This is a genomic window from Apilactobacillus intestinapis (genome assembly GCF_049166695.1).
GTDB lineage: Bacteria > Bacillota > Bacilli > Lactobacillales > Lactobacillaceae > Apilactobacillus > Apilactobacillus kunkeei_C.
In genome coordinates this window covers 146570-168709 of sequence record NZ_JBMHFD010000003.1, presented here as the reverse complement: position 1 = coordinate 168709, position 22140 = coordinate 146570, and the positions used below count along the sequence as shown (strand labels likewise).

The 22140-nt window shown below is 39.1% G+C and carries 19 protein-coding genes and 1 other annotated feature; of the genes, 7 read left to right on the top strand and 12 right to left on the bottom strand.

Annotation, left to right across the window (positions count from 1 at the left end; all coding sequences use genetic code 11):
- Positions 1-162: 162 nt before the first annotated feature.
- Complete coding sequence (locus tag ACOMA7_RS03620) at positions 163-759, bottom strand: hypothetical protein (RefSeq protein WP_054608396.1); 597 nt, start codon at positions 757-759, stop codon at positions 163-165.
- Positions 760-860: 101 nt separating this feature from the next.
- Between ACOMA7_RS03620 and ACOMA7_RS03615 the strand changes: the two genes are divergently transcribed.
- The gene (locus ACOMA7_RS03615; protein WP_421392032.1) at positions 861-2267 is read left to right on the top strand and encodes an MFS transporter; all 1407 of its coding nucleotides are present in this window, start codon (positions 861-863) and stop codon (positions 2265-2267) included.
- A 46-nt stretch (positions 2268-2313) separates the two neighbouring features.
- Here ACOMA7_RS03615 and ppcA read toward each other — a convergent pair whose 3' ends face one another.
- Positions 2314-3825, bottom strand: a complete 1512-nt coding sequence (gene ppcA, locus ACOMA7_RS03610; RefSeq protein WP_054605790.1) for a phosphoenolpyruvate carboxylase — start codon at positions 3823-3825, stop codon at positions 2314-2316.
- Between the two features lie 13 nt (positions 3826-3838).
- Complete coding sequence (locus ACOMA7_RS03605; protein ID WP_421392029.1) at positions 3839-5014, bottom strand: aminotransferase class I/II-fold pyridoxal phosphate-dependent enzyme; 1176 nt, start codon at positions 5012-5014, stop codon at positions 3839-3841.
- A 314-nt stretch (positions 5015-5328) separates the two neighbouring features.
- Here ACOMA7_RS03605 and ACOMA7_RS03600 point away from each other — a divergent pair, with 314 nt between their 5' ends.
- Both ACOMA7_RS03600 and ACOMA7_RS03595 read left to right on the top strand, forming a co-directional pair.
- On the top strand, positions 5329-6012 hold the full coding sequence (locus ACOMA7_RS03600) for a VIT1/CCC1 transporter family protein (RefSeq protein ID WP_301945371.1): 684 nt from the start codon (positions 5329-5331) through the stop codon (positions 6010-6012).
- Positions 6013-6024: 12 nt separating this feature from the next.
- Positions 6025-6717 (top strand): VIT1/CCC1 transporter family protein, encoded by a 693-nt coding sequence (locus ACOMA7_RS03595; RefSeq protein ID WP_054605793.1) that lies wholly within the window; start codon positions 6025-6027, stop codon positions 6715-6717.
- Between the two features lie 38 nt (positions 6718-6755).
- Here ACOMA7_RS03595 and ACOMA7_RS03590 read toward each other — a convergent pair whose 3' ends face one another.
- The 8 genes from ACOMA7_RS03590 to ACOMA7_RS03555 all read right to left on the bottom strand — a co-directional run bounded on the left by ACOMA7_RS03590 (position 6756) and on the right by ACOMA7_RS03555 (position 15388).
- On the bottom strand, positions 6756-7919 hold the full coding sequence (locus ACOMA7_RS03590; RefSeq protein WP_421392026.1) for an ArgE/DapE family deacylase: 1164 nt from the start codon (positions 7917-7919) through the stop codon (positions 6756-6758).
- Between the two features lie 14 nt (positions 7920-7933).
- On the bottom strand, positions 7934-8626 hold the full coding sequence (locus ACOMA7_RS03585) for a methionine ABC transporter permease (RefSeq protein WP_034532587.1): 693 nt from the start codon (positions 8624-8626) through the stop codon (positions 7934-7936).
- A 3-nt stretch (positions 8627-8629) separates the two neighbouring features.
- Entirely contained in the window at positions 8630-9700 is a 1071-nt protein-coding gene (locus ACOMA7_RS03580; protein WP_421392022.1) for a methionine ABC transporter ATP-binding protein, read from the bottom strand.
- 34 nt (positions 9701-9734) lie between these two features.
- The gene (locus tag ACOMA7_RS03575) at positions 9735-10559 is read right to left on the bottom strand and encodes a MetQ/NlpA family ABC transporter substrate-binding protein (protein WP_301945368.1); all 825 of its coding nucleotides are present in this window, start codon (positions 10557-10559) and stop codon (positions 9735-9737) included.
- Between the two features lie 81 nt (positions 10560-10640).
- Positions 10641-10875, bottom strand: a binding site (T-box leader).
- Positions 10876-11005: 130 nt separating this feature from the next.
- Entirely contained in the window at positions 11006-11497 is a 492-nt protein-coding gene (locus ACOMA7_RS03570) for a hypothetical protein (RefSeq protein ID WP_054608404.1), read from the bottom strand.
- 93 nt (positions 11498-11590) lie between these two features.
- On the bottom strand, positions 11591-13519 hold the full coding sequence (locus ACOMA7_RS03565; RefSeq protein ID WP_421392019.1) for a S9 family peptidase: 1929 nt from the start codon (positions 13517-13519) through the stop codon (positions 11591-11593).
- A 76-nt stretch (positions 13520-13595) separates the two neighbouring features.
- A complete protein-coding gene (locus ACOMA7_RS03560) occupies positions 13596-14360 on the bottom strand; it encodes a YibE/F family protein (RefSeq protein WP_054608406.1) in 765 nt (254 codons plus the stop codon).
- The gene (locus tag ACOMA7_RS03555; RefSeq protein WP_237756987.1) at positions 14360-15388 is read right to left on the bottom strand and encodes a YibE/F family protein; all 1029 of its coding nucleotides are present in this window, start codon (positions 15386-15388) and stop codon (positions 14360-14362) included. Before ACOMA7_RS03555 ends, ACOMA7_RS03560 begins: the two co-directional genes overlap by 1 nt.
- A gap of 295 nt (positions 15389-15683) precedes the next feature.
- Here ACOMA7_RS03555 and ACOMA7_RS03550 point away from each other — a divergent pair, with 295 nt between their 5' ends.
- The 4 genes from ACOMA7_RS03550 (at position 15684) to ACOMA7_RS03535 (ending at position 20672) form a co-directional block, all read left to right on the top strand.
- Complete coding sequence (locus tag ACOMA7_RS03550) at positions 15684-16883, top strand: quaternary amine ABC transporter ATP-binding protein (RefSeq protein WP_041153039.1); 1200 nt, start codon at positions 15684-15686, stop codon at positions 16881-16883.
- Entirely contained in the window at positions 16876-17736 is an 861-nt protein-coding gene (locus ACOMA7_RS03545; RefSeq protein ID WP_053792026.1) for an ABC transporter permease, read from the top strand. Before ACOMA7_RS03550 ends, ACOMA7_RS03545 begins: the two co-directional genes overlap by 8 nt.
- A gap of 14 nt (positions 17737-17750) precedes the next feature.
- Positions 17751-18659, top strand: a complete 909-nt coding sequence (locus ACOMA7_RS03540; protein WP_054608409.1) for a glycine betaine ABC transporter substrate-binding protein — start codon at positions 17751-17753, stop codon at positions 18657-18659.
- A gap of 90 nt (positions 18660-18749) precedes the next feature.
- Positions 18750-20672: a M13 family metallopeptidase gene (locus ACOMA7_RS03535; protein WP_421392015.1), complete on the top strand. Its 1923-nt coding sequence runs from the start codon at positions 18750-18752 to the stop codon at positions 20670-20672.
- A 42-nt stretch (positions 20673-20714) separates the two neighbouring features.
- Here ACOMA7_RS03535 and ACOMA7_RS03530 read toward each other — a convergent pair whose 3' ends face one another.
- Positions 20715-22124 (bottom strand): MFS transporter, encoded by a 1410-nt coding sequence (locus ACOMA7_RS03530; protein ID WP_054608422.1) that lies wholly within the window; start codon positions 22122-22124, stop codon positions 20715-20717.
- Between the last annotated feature and the right edge of the window lie 16 nt (positions 22125-22140).

Below are 22140 nucleotides of genomic sequence, written 5' to 3'. Positions count from 1 at the left end.
AGTCGTGATCAACCACTAAATTATGGCATTGATAACACGCAAAGTATTGGTGACACTGACCACATTCCATGGCCGCAATGTCGTGAGGCTGATGGTAGTGAATGCAGCGACTATCACTATCTAATTGAATTCCGTAAATCATTGAATCATCTCGATTTCTGTTTATTTATTATTTGATTCTGGTTTTTTTAACAAATACTGCTCGTATAAATGATTGTTCTTACTCAAGAAGTTAATCTCGGTGGTCTTATTAATTCTAATTGTCGTATTACAGTTCTCGTGCTCGTTTAAATCAGCGAGGTACTCGGATTCATTGAGCGTCATGACGTTGTCGGTTAATAGGACAATCTTGCCATGCTCGACGTATTCGCCCTCTAATACGCAAACGCTTATCACCTTTTCGGCCTCAAAGCAGTTCAATAAGACCTGTTGGATTGTGTTGGCGTTAAATGTATCCCACTGGTTCATTAAATGATAAGGATCGTATAAATCACTTTCCATATTCTGTTCAATATAGGAATTCAGCATGTCGGTATAAGCCGTTTCATACCTTATTTCTAAAATGTCACTTTTTAAAAATGCTGTCACTGTGTCTAACGCACCATTCAAATCGATGGTCTTCACAACAACAAAATCACCTAAGTCTTTTAAAAAATAACCTAATGAAAAGCTGTCTAATTCATATCCATCCCTGGATTTGAAGTACCATTCAGCTAATCGGCTATCTCCGATATATTCATCGTTTGTGACTATGTCCATGGCGACACCTTCTTTTTATCATTTACGATACTATACTCCATAATTTTTCTTTTGTCGCTCATCTGATACAATTAATATTATCAATTAAAGGAAGTGTACATATGAATCGCAAACAGTTTTTCATCATCTTGTCAGTGGCATTAGTTTCATTTCTAGGAACCGTTGACATGAGTATCGTAAATACCGCTTTACCGCAGATATCTAAAGACCTACATATTCCAATGAACCAAGCAGAATGGATATCTTCAGCCTACTTAATTCTTATCTGTATGTCGCTTATTTTATTCGGTAAACTAGGGGATCAAATCAGCAAGGCGAAAATATTTCAACTTGGAACTTTAATCTTTACCATCAGTTCACTAATCTGTGGACTTTCCGAAAACTTAATCGTCTTATTGATTGCCCGCTGTCTACAAGGGCTAGGTGCTTCCATGACCATGGCCACTAATTTGGGAATTATCACAGAATCGGTACCGTTTAACCTTCGTGGTCGTGCATTAGGAATCAACACCACCATCGGCCAACTCGGTTACATCGCCGGGCCTGCCGTTGCCGGAATTATTCTTTCCATCGCTAATTGGAACTGGATTTTCCTATTCAACGTGCCAATCGGCATCTTTGCCTACGTCTTTGGTGAATTCGTCTATCAAAAGAAATCAACCAAAGATCGCCAAGCAATTCATATCGATTGGCCAGGTTTCATTATTTTGGCCGTCTTAATCGGTTTATTCTTTATTGGTATATTTATTGGTCAACAAATTGGCTTCGCTAATACCAGCGTTATTTTGGCATTTATCGCTAGCCTAGTTCTACTAATCGCATTTATCGTAGTAGAACGTCGTGTTGACGATCCAATTCTAGCATTGAGCCTATTTAAGAACCCCGGTTTTTCAATCAGTATCATCGCTTTGATGTTCATGTACATCATCATCTACTTCAATAACGTCTTGCTTCCTTTCTACATTCAAGACACCTTAAAGTTCTCACCATCACACACCGGACTACTAATGAGTGTCCTACCGGTGGTAAACGTCTTTACCGCCTACTTAGGTGGTGTGCTATGTGATAAGTATGGTGCTGTCATTATGTCACTTCGTGCTTCACTTGTTTTTGTGGCTGCCGAAGTCATTTTTGCCATCATGCAACCTAACTGGACATTAATGGTCATGCTATTAGGATTCGTGGTCTTCTCCACTGCCAACGGTTTATTCCAAAACAACCCAATGGTAATGGAAAACGCAACCAAGGATCAACAAGGCATTGCCGGTTCAATCTTAGCGTTAAGTCGAAACATTGGTTTCACCCTGGGATTATCAATCTCGACATCAATCCTATACGGTGCAATGAGCTTTAAGAACGGTAAAAAGATTACCACCTACCCATTTGGTAATGATTCCCTATTCGTTTATGGAATGCACTTCACCTACTGGGTTGCAGCAGTAATCATGTTAATTGTTACTGTCATGTTAATCTGGCTATTAAAACACAATCAAAAGAAATACGCATAATAAAAAAGCTAGTGAGTAAATTCTCACTAGCTTTTTTTGTTTGGAATTAACCTAAGAAATGTCTTAGACGTCCCATCTTTTCAATTAAGATTTCACGAACTTCTTGGTCATCAATACGAACTAAATCGTTTGCTAACTTAGCGTGTTCTTTTTCTTCTTCGTTAGTAGGGCCAGCCTTGATATCGAATGCATCTTCGATGGCTTGGATATCTTCTTTAACACCCTTCCATGCAGCATTCTTTTCGATTAATGACTCTAGAGCATCAGCACTGTAGTACTTCAAGACATGAGCAAAGTCATGCTTCATGTTTGGATAGTATTGCTTCAATGCTCTGATTTCATCATCAGTTAATTGGCTTAACACACGACCAGTACCTAATACTTCAGGTGGAACCCCAACTGAGTATAGTGAACCAGTAAATGTGATGGCTCTTGGCATCTTGTATCCATCAACATCTCTAGAGTATCCGATGATACCAACGTGTTGGTGTCTATCACGACGCTTAGGGAATGAATCAAAGACTGATTGTAAGTCGTTGATTAGTGGATCTAGAGTTTCATGGTATTGTTTTGCCGCCTTATCAGCAACTGATAACAATGTCTTTTGGTCATCGTCGTTGATGATTCTAAAGGCATTGTGTTGTAGACCATCACGTAACTTAGCTACGGCTGGTTTTACAACAGTTTCTAAGTCAAAGTCATATCTGAATGCTGATTGGATGGTAGCAGTCTTTAGACCTGGGAATTCTTCTAGGTATCTGTCGACCATTAGTGGAGATAGTCCCCCTCTAAAGATGGCACTACCAGTACCTGCGATTGGGTATACATCGATCCCTGTTTCGTTTTCGAATTCACCTAATTTAGTTAGTGCTAACTTGTTACCAATGATACTGTTTAAGAAACCATTTGATAAAGCTGAATCTGATCCGGCTAAGAACACACGTAGGTATGTTAAGTCTTCGCCAAATTCGTCTTTGTAAATTTCAACGTACTTCTTCAAAATGTCTGGAGCGTTAAATTGAGCTTCAAAACTTTCGAATAATGGAATCATTCTTAAGCGGTCGTTGTTTTCGTGACCATTTTCAAATTCCTTTGATTTGAAGTGAGCTAAGCTTGAGAATTTTTCTTCCATGTTAACCAATTGTTCAGCTGTTCTAGCCATTGGTAAGATTGCTTCGAACAATGGACGGTCTTTGAAACCTAAGTCTTGAGCAAAATCTTCAGCTAATAAGATAGTAGTCATAGCTTGCATTAAGCTGTAACCAGTTTCTTCCCAGATGTTTGGTAAACGGAAAGTTAAGAACTTGTCGTTACCAAGTGGATGTTTACTGAAGTAATCGTAATGTTCAGAATACAAGCGATCAATTACGGAAGAGTCAGCATGTTTTCCTTCCCAATCCCACATATATTCATCTGCATCTAATGTGGAATAGTTTTGATACGCTTCGTTAATTTCATTGAATGCGGACACGAACTTGTCGTTATCGTTCTTAAAAAATGGAACGTTAGCGTTGTCCGGGTGTTGAGTCCCCATGATGTTTGGAATTCTTCTGTCCATGTTAATTACCCCTTTATTTCATAAAAATTTGTAATCGTTTTAGCGCTTCTAAAATAACTTCTTTAGATGAAGCATATGACAATCTGATGTAACCTTCTCCACCAGGTCCAAATGCACTACCTGGAATAACACCAATCTTAGCTTTCTTAGCTAATTCTAGTGCAAAGTTTTCATCGTCTTTACCGTATTGTGCTGGAATCTTGGCGAACATGTAGAATGCTCCCTTTGGTTCTGGCATTGAGAAACCTAATTCAGTTAAACCTTTGTATAAGATATCTCGTCTTTCTTGGTAAATCTTAGCCATTTCAACTGGATCATTTTCACCGTTGATCAATGCTTCAGCCGCCGCAACTTGGGCAGAATTTGTAACTGATGTAACTACGAACGCGTGAACCATTCCAACCTTCTTAATGAATTCTGCTGGTCCACAAATGTATCCAACTCGGTAACCTGTCATCGCATGTGATTTTGATAAACCACTTAGATAAATTGTTTGTTCAGGTAACATGTTGGCAATTGAGTAGTGCTCTACTCCATATGTTAAGTCGCTATAGATTTCATCTGATAAAACATACATCGGATGTTGTTTAATTACTTCTGCAAGTCCGGCTAAGTCTTCTTTAGAATATTCAACTCCGGTCGGATTACTTGGATAGTTCAATAGTAAGGCCTTCACTGAGTCACCATGTTCATCTAGGATGGCCTTTAGTTTTTCTGGTTTTAAGATGAATTCGTCTTCAGATACATCGACCTTAATGACTTCTCCACCTAGGATTTCAATAATTGGGAAGTATAAAGCAAAAGTAGGTGTTGGAACGATTACCTTATCTCCCTTATTAATAATTGTTTGAAATGTTGAGTATAAGGCTTCTGTGGCACCAACTGTCACAATCACTTCACTATCAGCATCATATTTTAAATCGTACTTATTTGATAAATGATTGGAGATTGCATCTCGCAATTCTTTTTTACCAGTTTGATCAGCATAATGGGAATCGTTATTCTTAATGCTATCGATTCCTGCTTGTTTAACGTGTTCTGGAGTATCCAAGTCTGGTTCTCCAATTGTCAATTTAATTAAACCATCAATGGAAGAAATCTTTTTATCAAAGCTTCTAATTCCTGATGGAGCTAATGCATTCAATCGTTGGTTATGTCTACCAACAAGTGATGATGATAAGTTGGGCATTACAATTCCTCCTAAATATGCAAAAAAGGACCAATTGATTGTTTCTAATCAATTAGTCCAATTTTCAATGAGCATCATATTGTTAAATACTATAATATAACTTCATTAAAATTACAATATAATTTTTAATCATTTTCTAATTTTATCAATCATATAAGATATTGATATATCAATATCTCAGATAAATATTTTGTTAGTTATTGAAAAAATAATTGTTCGGTAGTACCTTAAAAATGAAGGGTTTACTTTATGAAAAAAGTGAATTATAATTATTATTAATTAATAACCATTCTAAACTAGAAAGGGCCTTCAATATGAAAAAACAAACTTTAGCACAACGTATTAATATCATTCGTGCCGGTGTGATGGGTTCTAACGACGGAATCCTATCGGTTGCCGGTATTGTTATCGGTGTTGCCGGTGCCACTAGCAACACCTTCTCAATTTTTATTTCAGGAATTGCCGGCATGATTGCCGGAACCGTTTCAATGGCCATGGGAGAATATGTCTCAGTTAATTCTGAAAGTGATTCTCAAAAGAACGCCGTTGAAAGACAAAAGGTTGCCTTAAGAGACAACTATGACTCAGAATTCAAGATCGTCAAGGAAAAATACATGAATAGTGGTATCTCAGACGAACTGGCTACTAAAGCCACTACCGAAATGATGAACAAAGACGCTTTGGTGACAACCGTTCGTGAAAAATACGGTTTCAACGTCAACCAATTCACCAGTCCATACGCGGCTGCCATCGCGTCAATGATTTCATTTCCAACCGGATCAATCCTACCGCTAGTCGCTATCTCCCTTTTCCCTGCTAACATCAAGGTTGTAGCAACATTTATCGCGGTTCTAATCGCCCTATCGCTGACCGGGTACACCGCCGCAATGTTGAGTAACGCCAACCGTTTGAAATCAACATTAAGAAACGTCGCATCTGGAATGTTAACCATGCTAGTAACCTATCTAATCGGTTTGCTAGTCGGAAGTCTAGCCTAGGGAGGAATAACAATGGAAAAGAAAAAACAAACCGCCACAATGGACGAAAAGCTAAACACCCTTAGAGCTGGGGTATTGGGTTCTAACGATGGAATTCTTACCGTCGTTGGTGTCTTGTTCTCAGTTGCCGTGGCCACACCAAACATCTTCACAATTTTTATCGCCGGGCTATCCGACCTATTAGCCTGCGCCTTCTCAATGGCATCCGGTGAATACGCATCCGTTAGTTCACAACGTGACGCCGAAAGCTCATCGGTAGAAAAGGAACGTTACCTATTAAAGAACGATTTAGCAGGTGAAAAGAAGATTGTTCAAGAATTCTACATGAGTCGTGGAATTACCGAGGAAACCGCCAAAGAAATCGCCGATGAATTGATTGCTAAAAAGCCATTGGAAACAATGGTTAGCATCAAGTACAACATCGAATTAAACCACTACATGAATCCGTGGTCAGCCGCCTTCTCATCCCTATTCTCAGCCGCACTAGGTGGATTGTTCCCACTTCTTGCAATGAGTCTAACTAGTGGAATTTACCGCTGGCCAGCAACGATTTTAGCTGTTATTGTCTCAGTTGGTCTAACTGGTTTTATGAGTGCCAAACTGGGTGACGGTAAGGTCAAAGTCGCAGTAATCAGAAACATCATCATCGGAATTCTAACCATGATCATTCACTATGCCATGGGGAAATTAATGAACGAATTCTAAAACAAAAAAGCCTAAGCATTGCGCTTAGGCTTTTTTATTTACTTTAAATAGTTAATTGCAATTTGTTTATATAGACGTATGAATGAATAGAATGATTCTAAATCAACGTATTCATCCGTTTGATGCGCAGTGTCATTTCCGGGGCCTAGGATGATAACATCCAGGTCTTGATTACGTTCCTTAAATTGAGAAGCATCGGTTCCCATTGATAAGGTCTTCAAGTCGAGTTTGTTGCCCAGGATTTCTTCACTGGCAGCTTGAGCAGCGTTGACAATTGATGAATCGGCATCGTTTTTGACTGGATAACCGCTGAAGTTTACCTCTAATTCTAAGTTATAGCCATCCTTTTGATTAAATGAATCAACCAATTCTTGCAAGTCAGCAATGATTTGATCGTTATTTAATTGTGGAATGGTTCTAACCATGACCTTTTGATAGGCGAAATCAGGAATTGAGTTAACCTGTTTACCACCTTCAAAGATATCAGGTGTGTAGATGGTTTTACCCAAAATATCATCCTCGCCGGTTTGTTTAGCAAAGTATTGCTTTTCTGCCTGGCGATAGTTGATAAGGTTATCAATCGCATCGATTCCTAATTCTGGAGTAGAACTGTGCGCTGCCTTTCCGACACTCTTAACGGTGTAAATAAGTGCTCCCTTGTGAGCATAGACAATGTAATGGTGGTTTTGATTGCCTTGTCTTTGACCGGTTGGTTCACCAATCACGATGGCATCGACGTCGTCAACATCCCCTCTTTTTGAAAGGAAGTTGGCACCACCCTGGGTTAATTCCTCAGAGATGGTTGCTAGAAATCTTAGCTGACCGGATAAGTCAGCATGTTCTTCTTTTAGTTCGATTAAAGCAATAACTTGGGCTGCTAGACCTGACTTCATGTCAGTCACACCACGGCCATAAATTTTGCCGTCTTCGACGTATGGGATAAATGGATCGTGGGTCCAATCAGCCAAGTTATTTTCATGAACGGTATCCTCATGACCAGCAAAGGCCAAAACCTTTTTCGAAGAACTACCAATGTGAGCAACTAGATTACTTCTATTATCGAATTGGTCCACAATTTCACTTGCAATCCCGTGCTTTTTAAATAGTTGGCTTAAATAATCTGCGATGTCTCTTTCGTTGGCATCTACCGTATTAAAGGCGACTAGGTCCTTTAATACCTGTAATTGTTCTTCTTTTTCCATTAGTATCTACCTTCTTATTTTGCGTTTTCGTGATCAGTTAATCTGGCTAAGATATCACCGATAATTTGAATGACGAATACCAAAATCAAAATTAAGATTAATGATACAAAGGTAACGTCATTTTCATATCTTTGGTAACCAACCATGACGGCTAGGTTACCAAGTCCACCACCGGCAACGGTACCAGCCATTGCAGTTAAACTGATTAGACTAATTAATGTTACCACGGATGAACGAATAATTTTAGGTAATCCTTCCTTTAGATATACTCTAAAAACAATTCCCCATGTTGATGAACCCATGGCTTGGGCTGATTCAACGATTCCACTATCCACGTCTAGTAGTGCGTTTTGCACTTGTCGAGCGTAGAAAGGAATGACGGCGATTACCAATGGAACGATACAAGCGGTGGTACCGATTGCAGTTCCAACGATAATTCTGGTGAATGGAGCAATCACAGCTAATAGAATAATGAAGGGAATGGCACGGAAGAAGTTCACAATCTTATCTAGAACAGTGTAGAAGGGAATATTTTCACTGATTCCTTCTGGTCCAGTTAAGACTAGTAAAACACCGATAAACAAACCGATTATTCCACCAATTAGTGCTGTTACGAATGTCATGTACAATGTTTCGATTGTGGCTTGTTCAAAGTCTGGAATCATTGTCATCACGTTTGGTAAGTAATGTGTTAAAAATGAACTCATCTGCTATCCCTCCTTACTATTTCTGATTTTTTCTTGATCCAAATTGATGTTAGTTAAATGAACATCCTTTGAAGCAAGGTATTCTTTGATTTCTTTGATTGTTGATTCTTCAGCATCGATTGCGATAATCAAGTTACCTAATGGCACGTTTGAAATAAATTCAATGTTTCCATATACGATGTTAGCGACGGCACCAAACTTTTGGTACAAATCAACGATGATTGGTGTTTCAGTAGAAGCACCGATGTAATGCAATCTGAATAGTTGTTGGTTACGTGATAATTCAACGAAACGTTCTTGGGCGCTTAGTGTATCCACTGCTTCCTTAACGTTGTTGGTGGTGTCGATAAAGTCTTTGGTTAGTTGTGTCTTAGGGTTACTGAAAACTTCTAAGATACTTCCCTTTTCGACGACCTTACCAGTATCCATGACAGCTACTTTATTACATAGTGACTTAACTACGTCCATTTCATGGGTAATTAAGACGATGGTAACGCCTAGTTCCTTGTTAATCTTCTTTAGTAATTGCAAGATTGCTTGCGTGGTCTTTGGGTCCAACGCACTGGTTGCTTCATCACTAATTAGGATTTGTGGATTATTTGCCAAAGCTCTGGCAATGGCCACTCTTTGTTTTTGTCCACCAGATAGTTGGGCTGGGTAGAACTTTTCCTTCCCATTTAGACCAACTAGATTGATCAAACGTTGAACACGTTTTCTTCTTTCTTCATTTGAAGTCTTAGTTCCAACCATTGGGTATAGAATGTTATCTTCAATTGTTCTTGCGTTCATTAAGTTAAAGTGTTGGAAAATAAATCCAATGTTCTTTCTTAATTGACGAATTTGCGCATGGCTAAATTTATCAATATCTTTGTTATCGATAATCACTTTTCCGGCACTTGGTTTTTGCAGGTGGTTAATTACTCGTACTAGAGTACTTTTACCAGCCCCTGAATAACCAACGATACCGTATGCGTCACCCTTTTCAATTTGTAGCGATACGTCTTGTACCGCCTTTGAAACTTTGTGTTTTTGCTTAAAGGTGACATCGATGTGCTCTAGACTAATTTGTGCCATAGTTTCACCTCTACCTCTATTTTGTTTCTAAACCTTACTTGTTGAAGTTGATGTCCCATGCAGGAATGTCTTCACCCTTGTAAAGTTTCTTTAAAAGATCCTTAGTAGCTTGAGTTTGGTAAGCTTTTACAACCTTCTTGTAGTACTTGTTGTTAGCTTCACTCTTGTTAGCTGAGATGATGTTGATGTATGGGATTGAATCCTTGTTAGTTGGTTCCTTAAATAGAACATCCTTTGAACTTAGGTTTGAATCTAATGCAAAGTTACCGTTAACAACAGCAGCATCTTCGTCAGATAGAGCTCTTGGAGTTTGGGCAGCATCTAGAGGAACAATCTTTAGGTGCTTCTTGTTTTCAGTAATGTCACTTGGAGTTGGTAGTGAAGTGTTCTTTAGCTTGATTAGACCGGCACTAGCAAGTAGCTTTAATCCACGAGCTTCGTTAGTAACGTCGTTTGCAACAGCAATTGATGCGCCATCTTTAAGATCCTTTAGGCTTGAAACCTTCTTGGAGTATAGAGTTAATGGAGTAAAGATAGTCTTACCAATAGCAACAATCTTAGTGTGGTGAGCAGTGTTCCAGTTGTCTTGGAATGCGTAGTTTTGGAATGCGTTAATGTCTACTTCTTTGTTAGTTAAAGCATTGTTTGGTTGTGAGTAATCAGTAAATTGAACTAATTGTAAATCAACGCCTTCTTTTTTAACACGTTGTTGAACAGCTTTCCAAACACGTGTGTCTCCACCCATGATACCAATCTTAACTGTGTGTCCTGAATCCTTACCACAACTTGCTAAAAGGGTTAGTGGTAATACCAATAAAAATGTAAAAGCCAATAATAATTTCTTGTAATTCTTCTTCATAAGAATAACCTCCTAAAAATATAAATGTATGTAACGGAATTTTTAACTTAGCCAACAAAAAAACTCCGCTCCTAGATTAAATCTAGAAACGGAGTTCCGTGGTACCATTCTAATTCAGTGGAAGCTTGCACTCCCACCCTCAATAACGTCTATATAAACGCGTGCAATTAATAATGGTTGCCACCCCATCATCGCTTAATTATCAGCGATACCAAATTACAGGCCATATTCATTATCTTCTGATTCATTCACTTTCAGCAAACGTGAACTCTCTGCGCAATCATTGGATAACTACTCTCCTGATCATCTTGTTTTATTCGTATCGGTTAAGTTGTTTTATATACTACACCCATTTTCTAATATTGCAACATATTTTTATCATTATTTTCTAATTTAATATTTTCTTAATAAATAAAAAGGAGCCTAATTAAGGCTCCTTTAGTGTTTTATAGCAATCTTACATTCTGAGAAAATAGTAATTCAATGATTAAAATTAACACATCTACGGCTACGAAGAAACCGATGAATGCGAAAAATGTTAGACGAATTGCTTGTAGACGTTTCTTTAAAACATCCCCGGTAAATTCACCATGTTTCTTTTCTAGGCTAGGTAGTTTTAACCCTAGGAAGATGTAAATTGCTTCTAGTACAAATAACACGATGATCAAGTAGTTGTTGGCCATTTCTGGGAAGATGATGCTTAACACAAACGCTGTAGCGACGATTGCTAAGATTACGTATTGACCAGTAATGACGTTAAGCTTCTTTTCACCAGACTTAAATGCTTCGATTTGTTTCTTATCTCCGCCAAATGAATCAAGTGTCTTTTGGTTGATGGTTTTATTCAACTTGTGAATCTTTGGTAGTGTTTCGTAGGCACCGAATAGTAATAGTGCGATTACAACAAAAAATAAAATTAAATAAATAACAGTATCCATTATCAGTCCTGCTTTCTTTATGTAATGACTTTATTATGTCATTTTTTATTTAATAAAAAAAGCTGAATGTTTCCATAACAGCTTTTTTTAATACTATCTTAAATATTTATCAAACCATTCATAGATGTCTGATAGACGTTTGATTCGAAGGTTTGGTAATCCATTTCTTGAGAATCCGTGGAATGATTGTGGATAACGAATGTAGTCCACAGGTGTTCCGGTTTGCTTAATCGCTGTGAATAGCGCTTCACTTTGGTTAACCGGACAACGCATGTCAAATTCACCATGTTGAATTCTAGTGGGTGTCTTGACGTTGTGGGCGTACTTCAATGGTGAGCAATCCCAGTAGTATTCCAATCCGCCCTCATCGTATAGATCCTTGCCAAGTTCTTTTCTAATGAAACGAACTCCGATGTCGGATGTTCCATATAATGAGTGCCAATCAGATACAGGTCGTTGCACAATCGCAGCGTTGAAACGGTCGGTGTGACCAATTGCCCAACTAGACATGAATCCACCGTATGATCCACCGGCAATGAAGGTGTTTTGTTCATCTAGGTCGGCGAACTGACTCAAGGCAGCGTCTAGACCAGATTGAACATCGGCAAAGTCTTCCTTACCGTATCTACCGATGACGCCGGTTTCGAATTCTTGACCGTAACTGGTAGAACCACGAGGGTTGACGTAGACGATGGCATAACCACGACTAGCTAGGACTTGGAATTCATGGAAGAAACTTTCACCGTAGTTAGCTTGTGGACCACCGTGGACATATAGAATTACTGGAAGATGGTTAGAACTACCGGTGTACTTCAATACCCATCCCTCAACAGTAGTCTTACCGTCTTTGGATGGTGTTTCAAAAGGTGTCAGGTCAGCGTAATCATGTTGGGCTGAGAAGTTGGCGTTAGGGTCAAACTTCACGTCTAGTTGTTGGTCAACTAGTTGGACTAATTGACTTGGTGTATTTGGTGTTGAAAGGCTGAAGTAGATCTCACCATCGATGGCGGTTAGGTCAACGACATGACAGTGGCCTTCAAATAACTTGGTGATATCGTGACCGTTGTATTCAAAGACAACGCTGTGGCCGTGAGTCACGCCACTAAAGACAAAGTTGGTGTCTGACATCCAAACTAAATGACTACCCTCATTTTGAATAAAGTCGGCGGTAATTGAACCGAATACTTCACCCTCGAAGTCCTCGGTAGCATCGGTTAACTTATCGCTTACTTCATCGTAGATGTATAACTCATTGACGGTTGCGTTTGGATACTTGGCATCATTTCCGACAACGGCGATTTTTTTACCGTCTGGTGAATAACTAGTGTAGCTAAATTCACCCTTGGCGATACTTGCTGTAACTTGTTTTTCCGTATCCTTGGTCAAGTCAACATCGTAGACCGCCCTAGTTTCATCTGATTCGGTTTCTAAGGTTGGATTAGTTGGTTTGATTACCAACAAGCGATTTTGTTTGGCATTGGCATCTTGCAAACTCAAGTCGTACTTGGAGCTGTAGACAGCGTTTCTTTGGTTCATCTTAATGTTGTAACGGTAGATGGTATCAGTAGCTTGATCATCGACCCACCCAATGCCGTCATGACGGTTATCAAAACGGTGGACCCTTCTAGTTTCTGGGAACTTGGCAGTTTCAAACTTAGCGGGCACCTTACTATCTGATGATTGATAGAAAACGGTTTGGCCATCTTTTCCACTAACCAGTTTGGATATCTTAGCATCCTTGGTAAGTTGTTCGGCACTACCACCGGATAGTGGCATTCTCATTAAATCACCATTATGTAGATAGACTAGGTAATCGCCCACTTGCACGGGGCTGACGTTCTTGCCACCATCGGTCCATTTCTTTACTTCATTCTTGTTGTTAATGCTGATAATATCAGCAAAATAGGTATTTTCTTGCTTGTCGACACGGTTTAAAACAGCGAAAATATTTCCATTAATAGCAGTAACTTGGGTAATGGATTTCAATTCAAATAAGTCATTTGATTCTATTTTTTTATTCATTAACAACGCCTCTTTTCAATTTAAGTCTAGTATTAATTTTTATCGGCATAAATGCAATAAAAAAGCCCTAACAATGTTAGGACTTTGTTTGTTTTTGATTTTTAAATTGCTCGGTAATGACAAACGATGTAATTGGAATCGTGATGATAACACCGATTAGCGAGAATAAGATGATGATGAACTCGGCATCAAAGACCTTGTCGTTTAAGATGTCACCCAGTGAGTAGGATAATCCGTGGAACCAGACAAATAATGATAATGATCCACCGAATAGTCCAAAGAATAAGGTATTCAATGTCGTTCCAATAATTTGTTTTCCGACATAGACCCCATCGAAGAACAAACGGTTAGGTTTGATTTCCGGATGTTGTTCCTTAATTTCATCCAAACCAGACGCAATCGCCATGGTTGCTTCGGCAATCGCACCCAGTGTACTTAGGATGGCTGTGGAAATCGCAATATCGATAAAGCTAATTCCGATTGGTAGAGATAGTCCTTCTAAGTCATCACTATCTTCTAGACCGAATCCTTGCACCTGTGCCCAGTGTTCGACTGGCACAATCAATAAGACAAGCGCTAGTAGCACCAATACGGAAGCGATAAAGGCTAGACGACTGGTTTCATCATTGGTCCCACTCAAGAAGATGGTCAAGGCCAATAGAATCACTCCGGCAATCAAAGTGACGACGATTGGTGGGAAGTGAAATGCCATCAAGACAATCGCGAAGAATAAGAATCCAAAGTTAAGCACCAAACTTAGAAATGATTGAAAACCCTGTTTACCCCCTACCAATACCATTAGCACTAATAGGACAAGGCCTAACGCGATAATTGCACTCATTATTTACGCCTCTTTTCTGCAAAAAAACTGGTTAATCCACTGGCAACCGGAACTGCTAGGACAATTCCAATCCCACTGATTAGACTTTGCACCATCCCCAACGACATGTTCATTGAAAATGAGTATCCCCAACTATTGCCATTCTTTAAGAATAGAAGAGTCATCGACAAAGTTTCACCCATAAAGATGAAGAATAAGACGTTAATTAGTGGTCCCATGATGGACTTACCGATGTTCCGGCCTGACAAGAATAGTTGCTTTCTTGAGACGTCAGGACGTTCCATTTTCAACGCAAATAATGAAGAAATGATATCGGTTGATTCATCCATCACCGCTCCTAATGAACCAATAATGGTTTCAGCTAGGAACAATGGACGTGGTGGCTGAGTGACATATTGCATCGATTCGTAGAAAATCCCCTTTTCATGCGTAAAATGAAAGACAATTAAACTGATTAGAATCGACAAAAAGGTACATGCGACCGTTGAGCCGAGTGTCACAAACATTTGACGGTTCCACCCAATTACTAGCCAAAGAGTTATGGCAGAAAATAGCACCGCTAATATGGAGAAAATCCATAGGACGTTGGATCCGTTGTTAAAACCATCAAAGTATAGTGCCACCATGAACAAGATGGTGTTAATGATGATACTTCCGATGGCCGTAATTCCCGCCATTTTAAGGAAGATAAACATCAGAGCGATTGCTAGATAAATTAAAAAGACGACCGGTGTGTCTCGTTTGGCATCTCTAATTGTGCTTTCACCCTGTCCGTGTAAGACCACAAAGGCTTTTTGGCCGACTTTGTATTTCTTATCCATCGCCTTAGAGTCTGTATATGTATTGTTTAACGTGATGTGTTCACCCTTGTGTTTACCGTTGGTGATTACCCCGCTTAGTTTTTGTACATAGCTGTGATCAACATTTTGAAAAGTATCGACCTCCTTAGTCTTGCTAAGTTCTTCGACTTTTTGAATCTGCATAATTGGTTGAGTATATAAAAAGTCATCGTGACTGACAAAAAACATTAAAATTACCCCAATTAATGCAAAAATCCCCACCATTTTGATGGGGAATTTTTTCAATAAATTACCCAAAATAATTCCTTCTTAATTATCAAATTTTGAACCTAAAAATTCCAGTTTAGGTCATTTTAACACACTTTAATTAAATAAATCTTAAATGGCTCCATCATGCAAGCTTATGCCGTTTAAAGCCGGCAAATCGGCATTTTGCGAATGTAACTTATTTGACACATAACATTTTTCTTTGTAATAATAGTACCTATGCTTTAAACAAACTACAATTTCAAGGAGGAAGATCATGACCAAAAAAGTTGAAGTTAAACATCTAACCAAGATTTTCGGTCGTCATGTTGGTCGTGCCAAAGAAATGATCAACGAAGGAAAATCCAAAGATGAAATTTTAGCTAAAACTAACAGCGTGGTTGGTGTTCACGATGCCAACTTCGATGTTAACGAAAATGAAATCTTTGTTATCATGGGACTTTCCGGTAGTGGTAAGTCCACTTTAATTAGAATGTTGAACCGTTTATACGAACCAACTGATGGTGAAATTCTATTAGACGGGGAAAGCATTACTAAATTCGATAAGAAAGAATTACGTGAATTTAGACGTAAGAAGATGAGTATGGTATTCCAAAACTTTGCTCTATTCCCTAACAGAACCATTATCGAAAACACCGCTTACGGTTTAGAAATCCAAGGAGTCGATAAAGAAACTAGACATCAAAAAGCACATGAATGCTTAGAACTAGTTGGATTACACGGATATGATGATAGATACCCTAATGAATTATCTGGTGGACAACAACAACGTGTCGGATTAGCTCGTGGTTTAGCTAATGACCCAGAAATTCTATTGATGGATGAAGCATTCTCAGCATTGGATCCACTTAACAGAAAAGAAATGCAAGACGAATTGCTAGATTTACAATCACACCTAAAGAAGACTATCATCTTCATCTCACATGACTTAAACGAATCACTACGTATTGGTGACCGTATTATGATCATGCGTGATGGTGAAATTGTTCAAATCGGTTCACCAGAAGACATCTTACAACACCCTAAGAATGATTATGTTGAAAAATTCATCGAAGGTGTGGACAGAACTAAGATTCTTACTGCTAGCCGCGTTATGATTAGACCAGATGTTATCAACATCGAAAAAGACGGTCCAAGAACCGCTCTAAGATTAATGAAGGACAACCACAACTCAAGTGTTTACGTTGTTGATTCAGAACACCACTTCAAGGGATTAATTGATGCTAAGGATGTTATCAAACAAATCGAAGATGACAAGCGTGACTTAGAATCAATCCTTAGAACCGACGTTCCAACAACTACACCTGATACACCTATCAAGTCACTATTAAACGACATTTCCAAGACTTCAGTACCATTCGCGGTATTGGACGACAATGATCGACTACTAGGAATTATCATTAGAAGTTCCGTATTAGGCGCAATTTCTGGAAACGAGGTGCAAAATAATGGCTAATTTATTTTCTTTAACTATGCAACCAATTCCATTTGCAGATTGGATTAACAGTTTTGTTAACTGGTTAACTCAATTCGTTGGTTTCTTCAACGGTATCACTGATTTCATCGGTGCAATCGTTAACTCATTCCAATGGGTATTTGATTTACTACCCGTTTGGTTATTCATCGTCTTAGTTCTAGGTATTACTTACTGGGCATTACATGACAGCAAGCACTGGGGACTAATGATCTTTGAACTTATCGGTCTTGTATTAATTTACAACCAAGGTTACTGGAGAGATATGACTCAAACATTAACACTAGTTCTTACTTCTAGTTTAATCATCGTTGTTATCGGTATTCCTTTGGGAATCTGGATGGCAAAGAGCCATACTGTTAAGGTAATCGTTAAACCAATCCTAGACTTTATGCAAACAATGCCTGCATTCGTTTACCTAATTCCTGCCGTTGCTTTATTCGGTATCGGAATGGTACCCGGGGTTATTGCTTCTGTTATCTTCTCACTACCTCCAGTAGTTAGAATGACTAACCTAGGAATTGAACAAGTTCCTACTGATTTAATTGAAGCTGCCGATTCATTCGGTTCAACTGGTTGGCAAAAGCTAATCAAGGTTGAATTACCAATTGCTAAGAACACATTAATGTCTGGTGTTAACCAAGGTATGATGCTTGCTCTATCAATGGTAGTTATCGCTTCAATGATTGGTGCCGTTGGTCTTGGTTCAGAAGTTTACTTCGCCGTAGGTAGAAACAACGCTGGTTCTGGTTTCACTGCTGGTTTTGCAATCGTAATCCTAGCAATCATCCTAGACCGTGTTACTCAAGCCTTTAACAAGAACAAAAAACACTAATTAGGAGGATTTAAATGAGAAAGAAAACTAGATATGTTTTAGCAACATTAACCATGTTTCTTATGGCAACAGTTCTAACTGCTTGTAGTAGTTTAACTTCTCCATACAATCCTCATAAGAAGTTAGGTCCTCAAATCAACTACACCATCACTGGTATTGATGCTGGGGCCGGTATTATGGCTTCTACACAAAATGCGTTAAAGGAATATCCTTTAGCACAAAACAAGTGGCAACTACAAACTAGTTCAACTGCTGCAATGACTTCTACATTAGCTAAAGCAATTAAGTACAAACAACCAATCGTAGTTACTGGATGGCAACCACACTGGATGTTCAAGAAGTTCCCTCTTAAGTTCCTAAAGGATCCTAAGAATGTTTACGGTTCTTCAGAACAAATCCACACAATTGCTAGAAAGGGTCTAGCCAAGGATAATCCTGGTGCTTACAAGATTCTAAAGCAATTCCACTGGACTCCATCTCAAATGTCAGACGTGATGCTACAAACTAATGCTGGTGTTGATCCTAAGGTAGCTGCTGATAACTTCATCAAGAAGAACCCTAAGTTATACCAAGAATGGACTAAAGGTGCTCCAAGAGGTAATGGTAAAGCAGTTAAGTTAACTTATGTTGCTTGGGATTCAGAAATCGCATCAACTAATGTGATGGCTGAAGTTCTAAACAAGATGGGTTACAAGGCAACTATCCAAGCCCTAGAAATGCAACCAATGTGGGCATCAATCGCAACTAACGCTGCCGATGCCTCACTATCAGCTTGGTTACCTAACACTGCCGGTTTATACATGAAACAATACAAGGATAAAATCGACGATGTTGGTCCAAACTTGAATGGTGCTAAGGTTGGATTGGCTGTTCCTAAGTACATGAAGAACATCAACTCAATCGAAGATTTAATCAACAAATAATAATAAAGAAAAGCTATTCTATTAACTTTAGAATAGCTTTTTTATATACTAGGGATATAGCAAAAAAATAAACGTAAATGAGGTGTCAAAATGAGTAATGACAAGATTAACGAATCACTAATCAAAGACGACTTCTATCAAGCCGTTAACGGTGAATGGGTTAAGAATGCAACCATTCCATCAGACCACTCTTCAACCGGTGGTTTCATGGACCTAGTCGATAACATCGACAAAACTTTAATGAATGACTTTGACGCCCTACTTGATGGATCAATGCAACCATCAAATGACGATATGCAAGAATTCAAGAAGTTATACGATTTAGCAATGGACTTTGATAAGCGTGAACAAGATGGTGCTAAACCACTAAAAGCCACCCTTCAAAGAATCGAAGACGTTAAATCATTCGACGATTTAAATCAGCAACTATCTGATTGGACTCTATCTGGTTTGCCCCTACCATTTGGTTTCGGCATTGAAGCAGACATGAAGAACGCCAAGTACAACGCATTGTACGCAAGCGGTGCTTCAACCTTCCTACCAGATAAGACCTACTATGATAAACAAAACCCGGCTGGTGCCAAACTAATGCCAGTGTTCCGTGACATGATGCAAAAGCTATTAACTATGGTTGGCTACGACGAACAACAAGCTAAAAACATCGTCGATGCCGCTGAAGACTTCGATAGAACCATCGCACCACACATCAAGTCAGCCGAAGAAAATGCCGACTTCACTAAGATGTACAACCCAATGAGCTACAGTGATCTAGCTAGTCAAATTGACAAGTTTGATATGGATGACTACGTTACTGGTCTAATTGGCCAAGTGCCTGATCAAGTCATCGTGACTGAACCAGACTACTTCAAGGCATTCAATGAAATCGTCAACGACGATACATTCTCCAAGATGAAGAACTGGATGATTGTGAAGGTCGTTAAGGGGTCTGCTGGTCTACTATCAGAAGAATTCCGTCAAATCGGTGGAACTTTCTCACGTACCCTTTCAGGTAAGAAGGAAGCTACTAAACCTAAGAAGGCCGCATACTACCTAGCATCCGGATTATTCGACCAAGTCGTTGGTGACTACTACGGTCGAAAGTACTTCGGTGAAAAGGCCAAACAAGATGTCCACGACATGGTCGTTAAGATGATTAACGTTTACGAAAAGCGTCTATCACAAAACGACTGGTTGAGTGAAGACACTAAGAAGATGGCTATCACAAAGTTAAACGCTCTAGCTATTCACGTTGGTTACCCTGATGAAATCAACCCACTTTACCACCAATTCAAGGTAGTTGGTAAGGAAGATGGCGGTGATTTATACACCAACGTTGAAAACATCGACAAGATTATCACTAAGGATAAGTTCAGCAAGTGGAACCAACCAGTAGATAAGAGCATCTGGGACATGAGCGCTAACACGGTTAACGCTTACTACTCACCTCTGGAAAACGTGATTGTCTTCCCTGCTGCTATTTTACAAGCACCTTTCTATAGCCTAGAACAATCATCAAGTCAAAACTTTGGTGGTATCGGTGCCGTTATCGCCCATGAGATTTCTCACGCGTTTGATAACAACGGTTGTCAATTCGACCAATACGGTAACCTAAACAACTGGTGGACCGAAGATGATCATAAGCACTTCGATGCCCTAGCCGAAAACATGGTTAAGGAATTCGATGGTTTAGACTTCGCCGGACAAAAGGTTAACGGTAAGTTGACCGTTTCAGAAAATATCGCCGATGCTGGTGGTCTAAGCTGTGCCCTAGAAGCTGCCAAGGGAGAAGCAGACGTAAACCTACGTGACTTCTTCATCAACTGGGCAACCATCTGGCGTACCAAATCAACTGAACAATACAAACAATTACTACTATCAATCGATGTGCACGCTCCAACCGAACTAAGAGCACAAGTTCAAGTGAAGAACCTAGAAGACTTCTACAAGACCTTCGACGTTCAACCCGGGGACGGAATGTACTTACCTGAAGATAAGCGAGTAAATATTTGGTAATAAAAAAAGACCTGACAAAAGTCAGGCCTTTTTATTTAGCTTTTATTTTTTAGTGTTCTTAAGCATTAATGCCATTGCTAGACCGAATAGTTCAATCACAAAGAATGTAATGAAGACGACATGGAAACCACCCATTTGGGCAATTGCATGGCTCATTCCCTTAGCAATGTTGTTGTTCATAACGTTAGATAAAATCAAGGTAGCAACCAAGACACCAGTTGATCCAAGAATTTGTCTAAATGTTGAAATAACTGCTGTACCATCTGAGATTAAATCCTTTGGTAATGAGTTAGCACCCATTGTAACGGCCGGCATCATGACAAAGGCGTTTCCACCTTCGATGATTGCAGCAATTACCATCATTGGTACAAGACCCAATGTAGCGCCGGTGATGCTCAATACTAACCATCCGGCTAGAATCATAAACATCCCTGTTAGCATGGTTGATTTGAAACCAATCTTATCTGCTAACTTACCAGTTAATGGGTTTAACAAACTCAATACGATGGCACCAGGAGCTAGTGCTAAACCAGAAACAGTCTTGCTTACTCCCAATACGTCTTGGTAGTAAAGTGGGAAAATGATTGTCACAACAATTAAAGCGATGTATGAAGCACCTGTTAAACCAACTGATAGGTCATAGTTAAAGTCCTTTAACACTCTCAATTGTAGTAGTGGTTGATCCATCTTGAATTGACGAATTGCAAACATCGCAACCATTAAGATACTTACAACCAAGATGATAATGGCTTCAGTCAAATCAATGTTGGTCTTACCAATCATGTTAACCACGTATAGGATACCAATCAAACCAACTGATAGGATGACTGATGGGAAGTCTAGGTGACTTTCCTTTTGTGGCATGACATTCTTAATTGCAAATAGTGAAATTACAAATAGAACTGAAATGATAACGGCAAAGACGATGAATAATCCACGCCATGCTGAGAAGTGTAGAACGATTGCTGAAAGAATTGGACCACAAGCAAGTGCTGAACCCATGATTAGGCCAGCAAATCCCATGGTAGTCCCCCTTTTTTCTTCAGGTGTAATGTATAACAACACTGATTGGTATGATGGGAATAAAATACCAACAGCAATTGCTTCCATTGCACGACCTAACATCATCACTGGGAAGTTAGGTGCAACTACCACAATCAAAGTTCCGATATCAAAAATTGCTAAAATCAATAAGAATAATTGCTTAAACTTAACATTGTTAAGTAACCATGGACTAACCGGCATCATGACACACATGATTAGCATAAATCCGGTAGTTAACCATTGAACAGTCGAAGCATCAATTCCAAATGAGCTCATTAAGGTAGGATAAGCGGTTGAAATTGATGATTGGCTCATTGACATTGTAAAGCTACCCAAAAGTAATACAATGACGAACAAAAAACGATTGTATGGCTTACCATTTAAATCGTAATTCTTCAAAACCTTCATCTCCTAATTTAGAATC

Coding starts and splice junctions, on each gene's coding strand:
- ACOMA7_RS03590 (WP_421392026.1), bottom strand. CDS start 7,919: ATGGAAAAAGAAGAACAATTACAGGTATTAAAGGACCTAGTCGCCTTT.
- ACOMA7_RS03535 (WP_421392015.1), top strand. CDS start 18,750: ATGAGTAATGACAAGATTAACGAATCACTAATCAAAGACGACTTCTAT.
- ACOMA7_RS03605 (WP_421392029.1), bottom strand. CDS start 5,014: ATGCCCAACTTATCATCATCACTTGTTGGTAGACATAACCAACGATTG.
- ACOMA7_RS03615 (WP_421392032.1), top strand. CDS start 861: ATGAATCGCAAACAGTTTTTCATCATCTTGTCAGTGGCATTAGTTTCA.
- ACOMA7_RS03580 (WP_421392022.1), bottom strand. CDS start 9,700: ATGGCACAAATTAGTCTAGAGCACATCGATGTCACCTTTAAGCAAAAA.
- ACOMA7_RS03595 (WP_054605793.1), top strand. CDS start 6,025: ATGGAAAAGAAAAAACAAACCGCCACAATGGACGAAAAGCTAAACACC.
- ACOMA7_RS03560 (WP_054608406.1), bottom strand. CDS start 14,360: ATGAGTGCAATTATCGCGTTAGGCCTTGTCCTATTAGTGCTAATGGTA.
- ACOMA7_RS03570 (WP_054608404.1), bottom strand. CDS start 11,497: ATGGATACTGTTATTTATTTAATTTTATTTTTTGTTGTAATCGCACTA.
- ACOMA7_RS03575 (WP_301945368.1), bottom strand. CDS start 10,559: ATGAAGAAGAATTACAAGAAATTATTATTGGCTTTTACATTTTTATTG.
- ACOMA7_RS03620 (WP_054608396.1), bottom strand. CDS start 759: ATGGACATAGTCACAAACGATGAATATATCGGAGATAGCCGATTAGCT.
- ACOMA7_RS03565 (WP_421392019.1), bottom strand. CDS start 13,519: ATGAATAAAAAAATAGAATCAAATGACTTATTTGAATTGAAATCCATT.
- ACOMA7_RS03600 (WP_301945371.1), top strand. CDS start 5,329: ATGAAAAAACAAACTTTAGCACAACGTATTAATATCATTCGTGCCGGT.
- ACOMA7_RS03555 (WP_237756987.1), bottom strand. CDS start 15,388: ATGTTTTTTGTCAGTCACGATGACTTTTTATATACTCAACCAATTATG.
- ACOMA7_RS03550 (WP_041153039.1), top strand. CDS start 15,684: ATGACCAAAAAAGTTGAAGTTAAACATCTAACCAAGATTTTCGGTCGT.
- ACOMA7_RS03530 (WP_054608422.1), bottom strand. CDS start 22,124: ATGAAGGTTTTGAAGAATTACGATTTAAATGGTAAGCCATACAATCGT.
- ppcA (WP_054605790.1), bottom strand. CDS start 3,825: ATGGACAGAAGAATTCCAAACATCATGGGGACTCAACACCCGGACAAC.
- ACOMA7_RS03540 (WP_054608409.1), top strand. CDS start 17,751: ATGAGAAAGAAAACTAGATATGTTTTAGCAACATTAACCATGTTTCTT.
- ACOMA7_RS03545 (WP_053792026.1), top strand. CDS start 16,876: ATGGCTAATTTATTTTCTTTAACTATGCAACCAATTCCATTTGCAGAT.
- ACOMA7_RS03585 (WP_034532587.1), bottom strand. CDS start 8,626: ATGAGTTCATTTTTAACACATTACTTACCAAACGTGATGACAATGATT.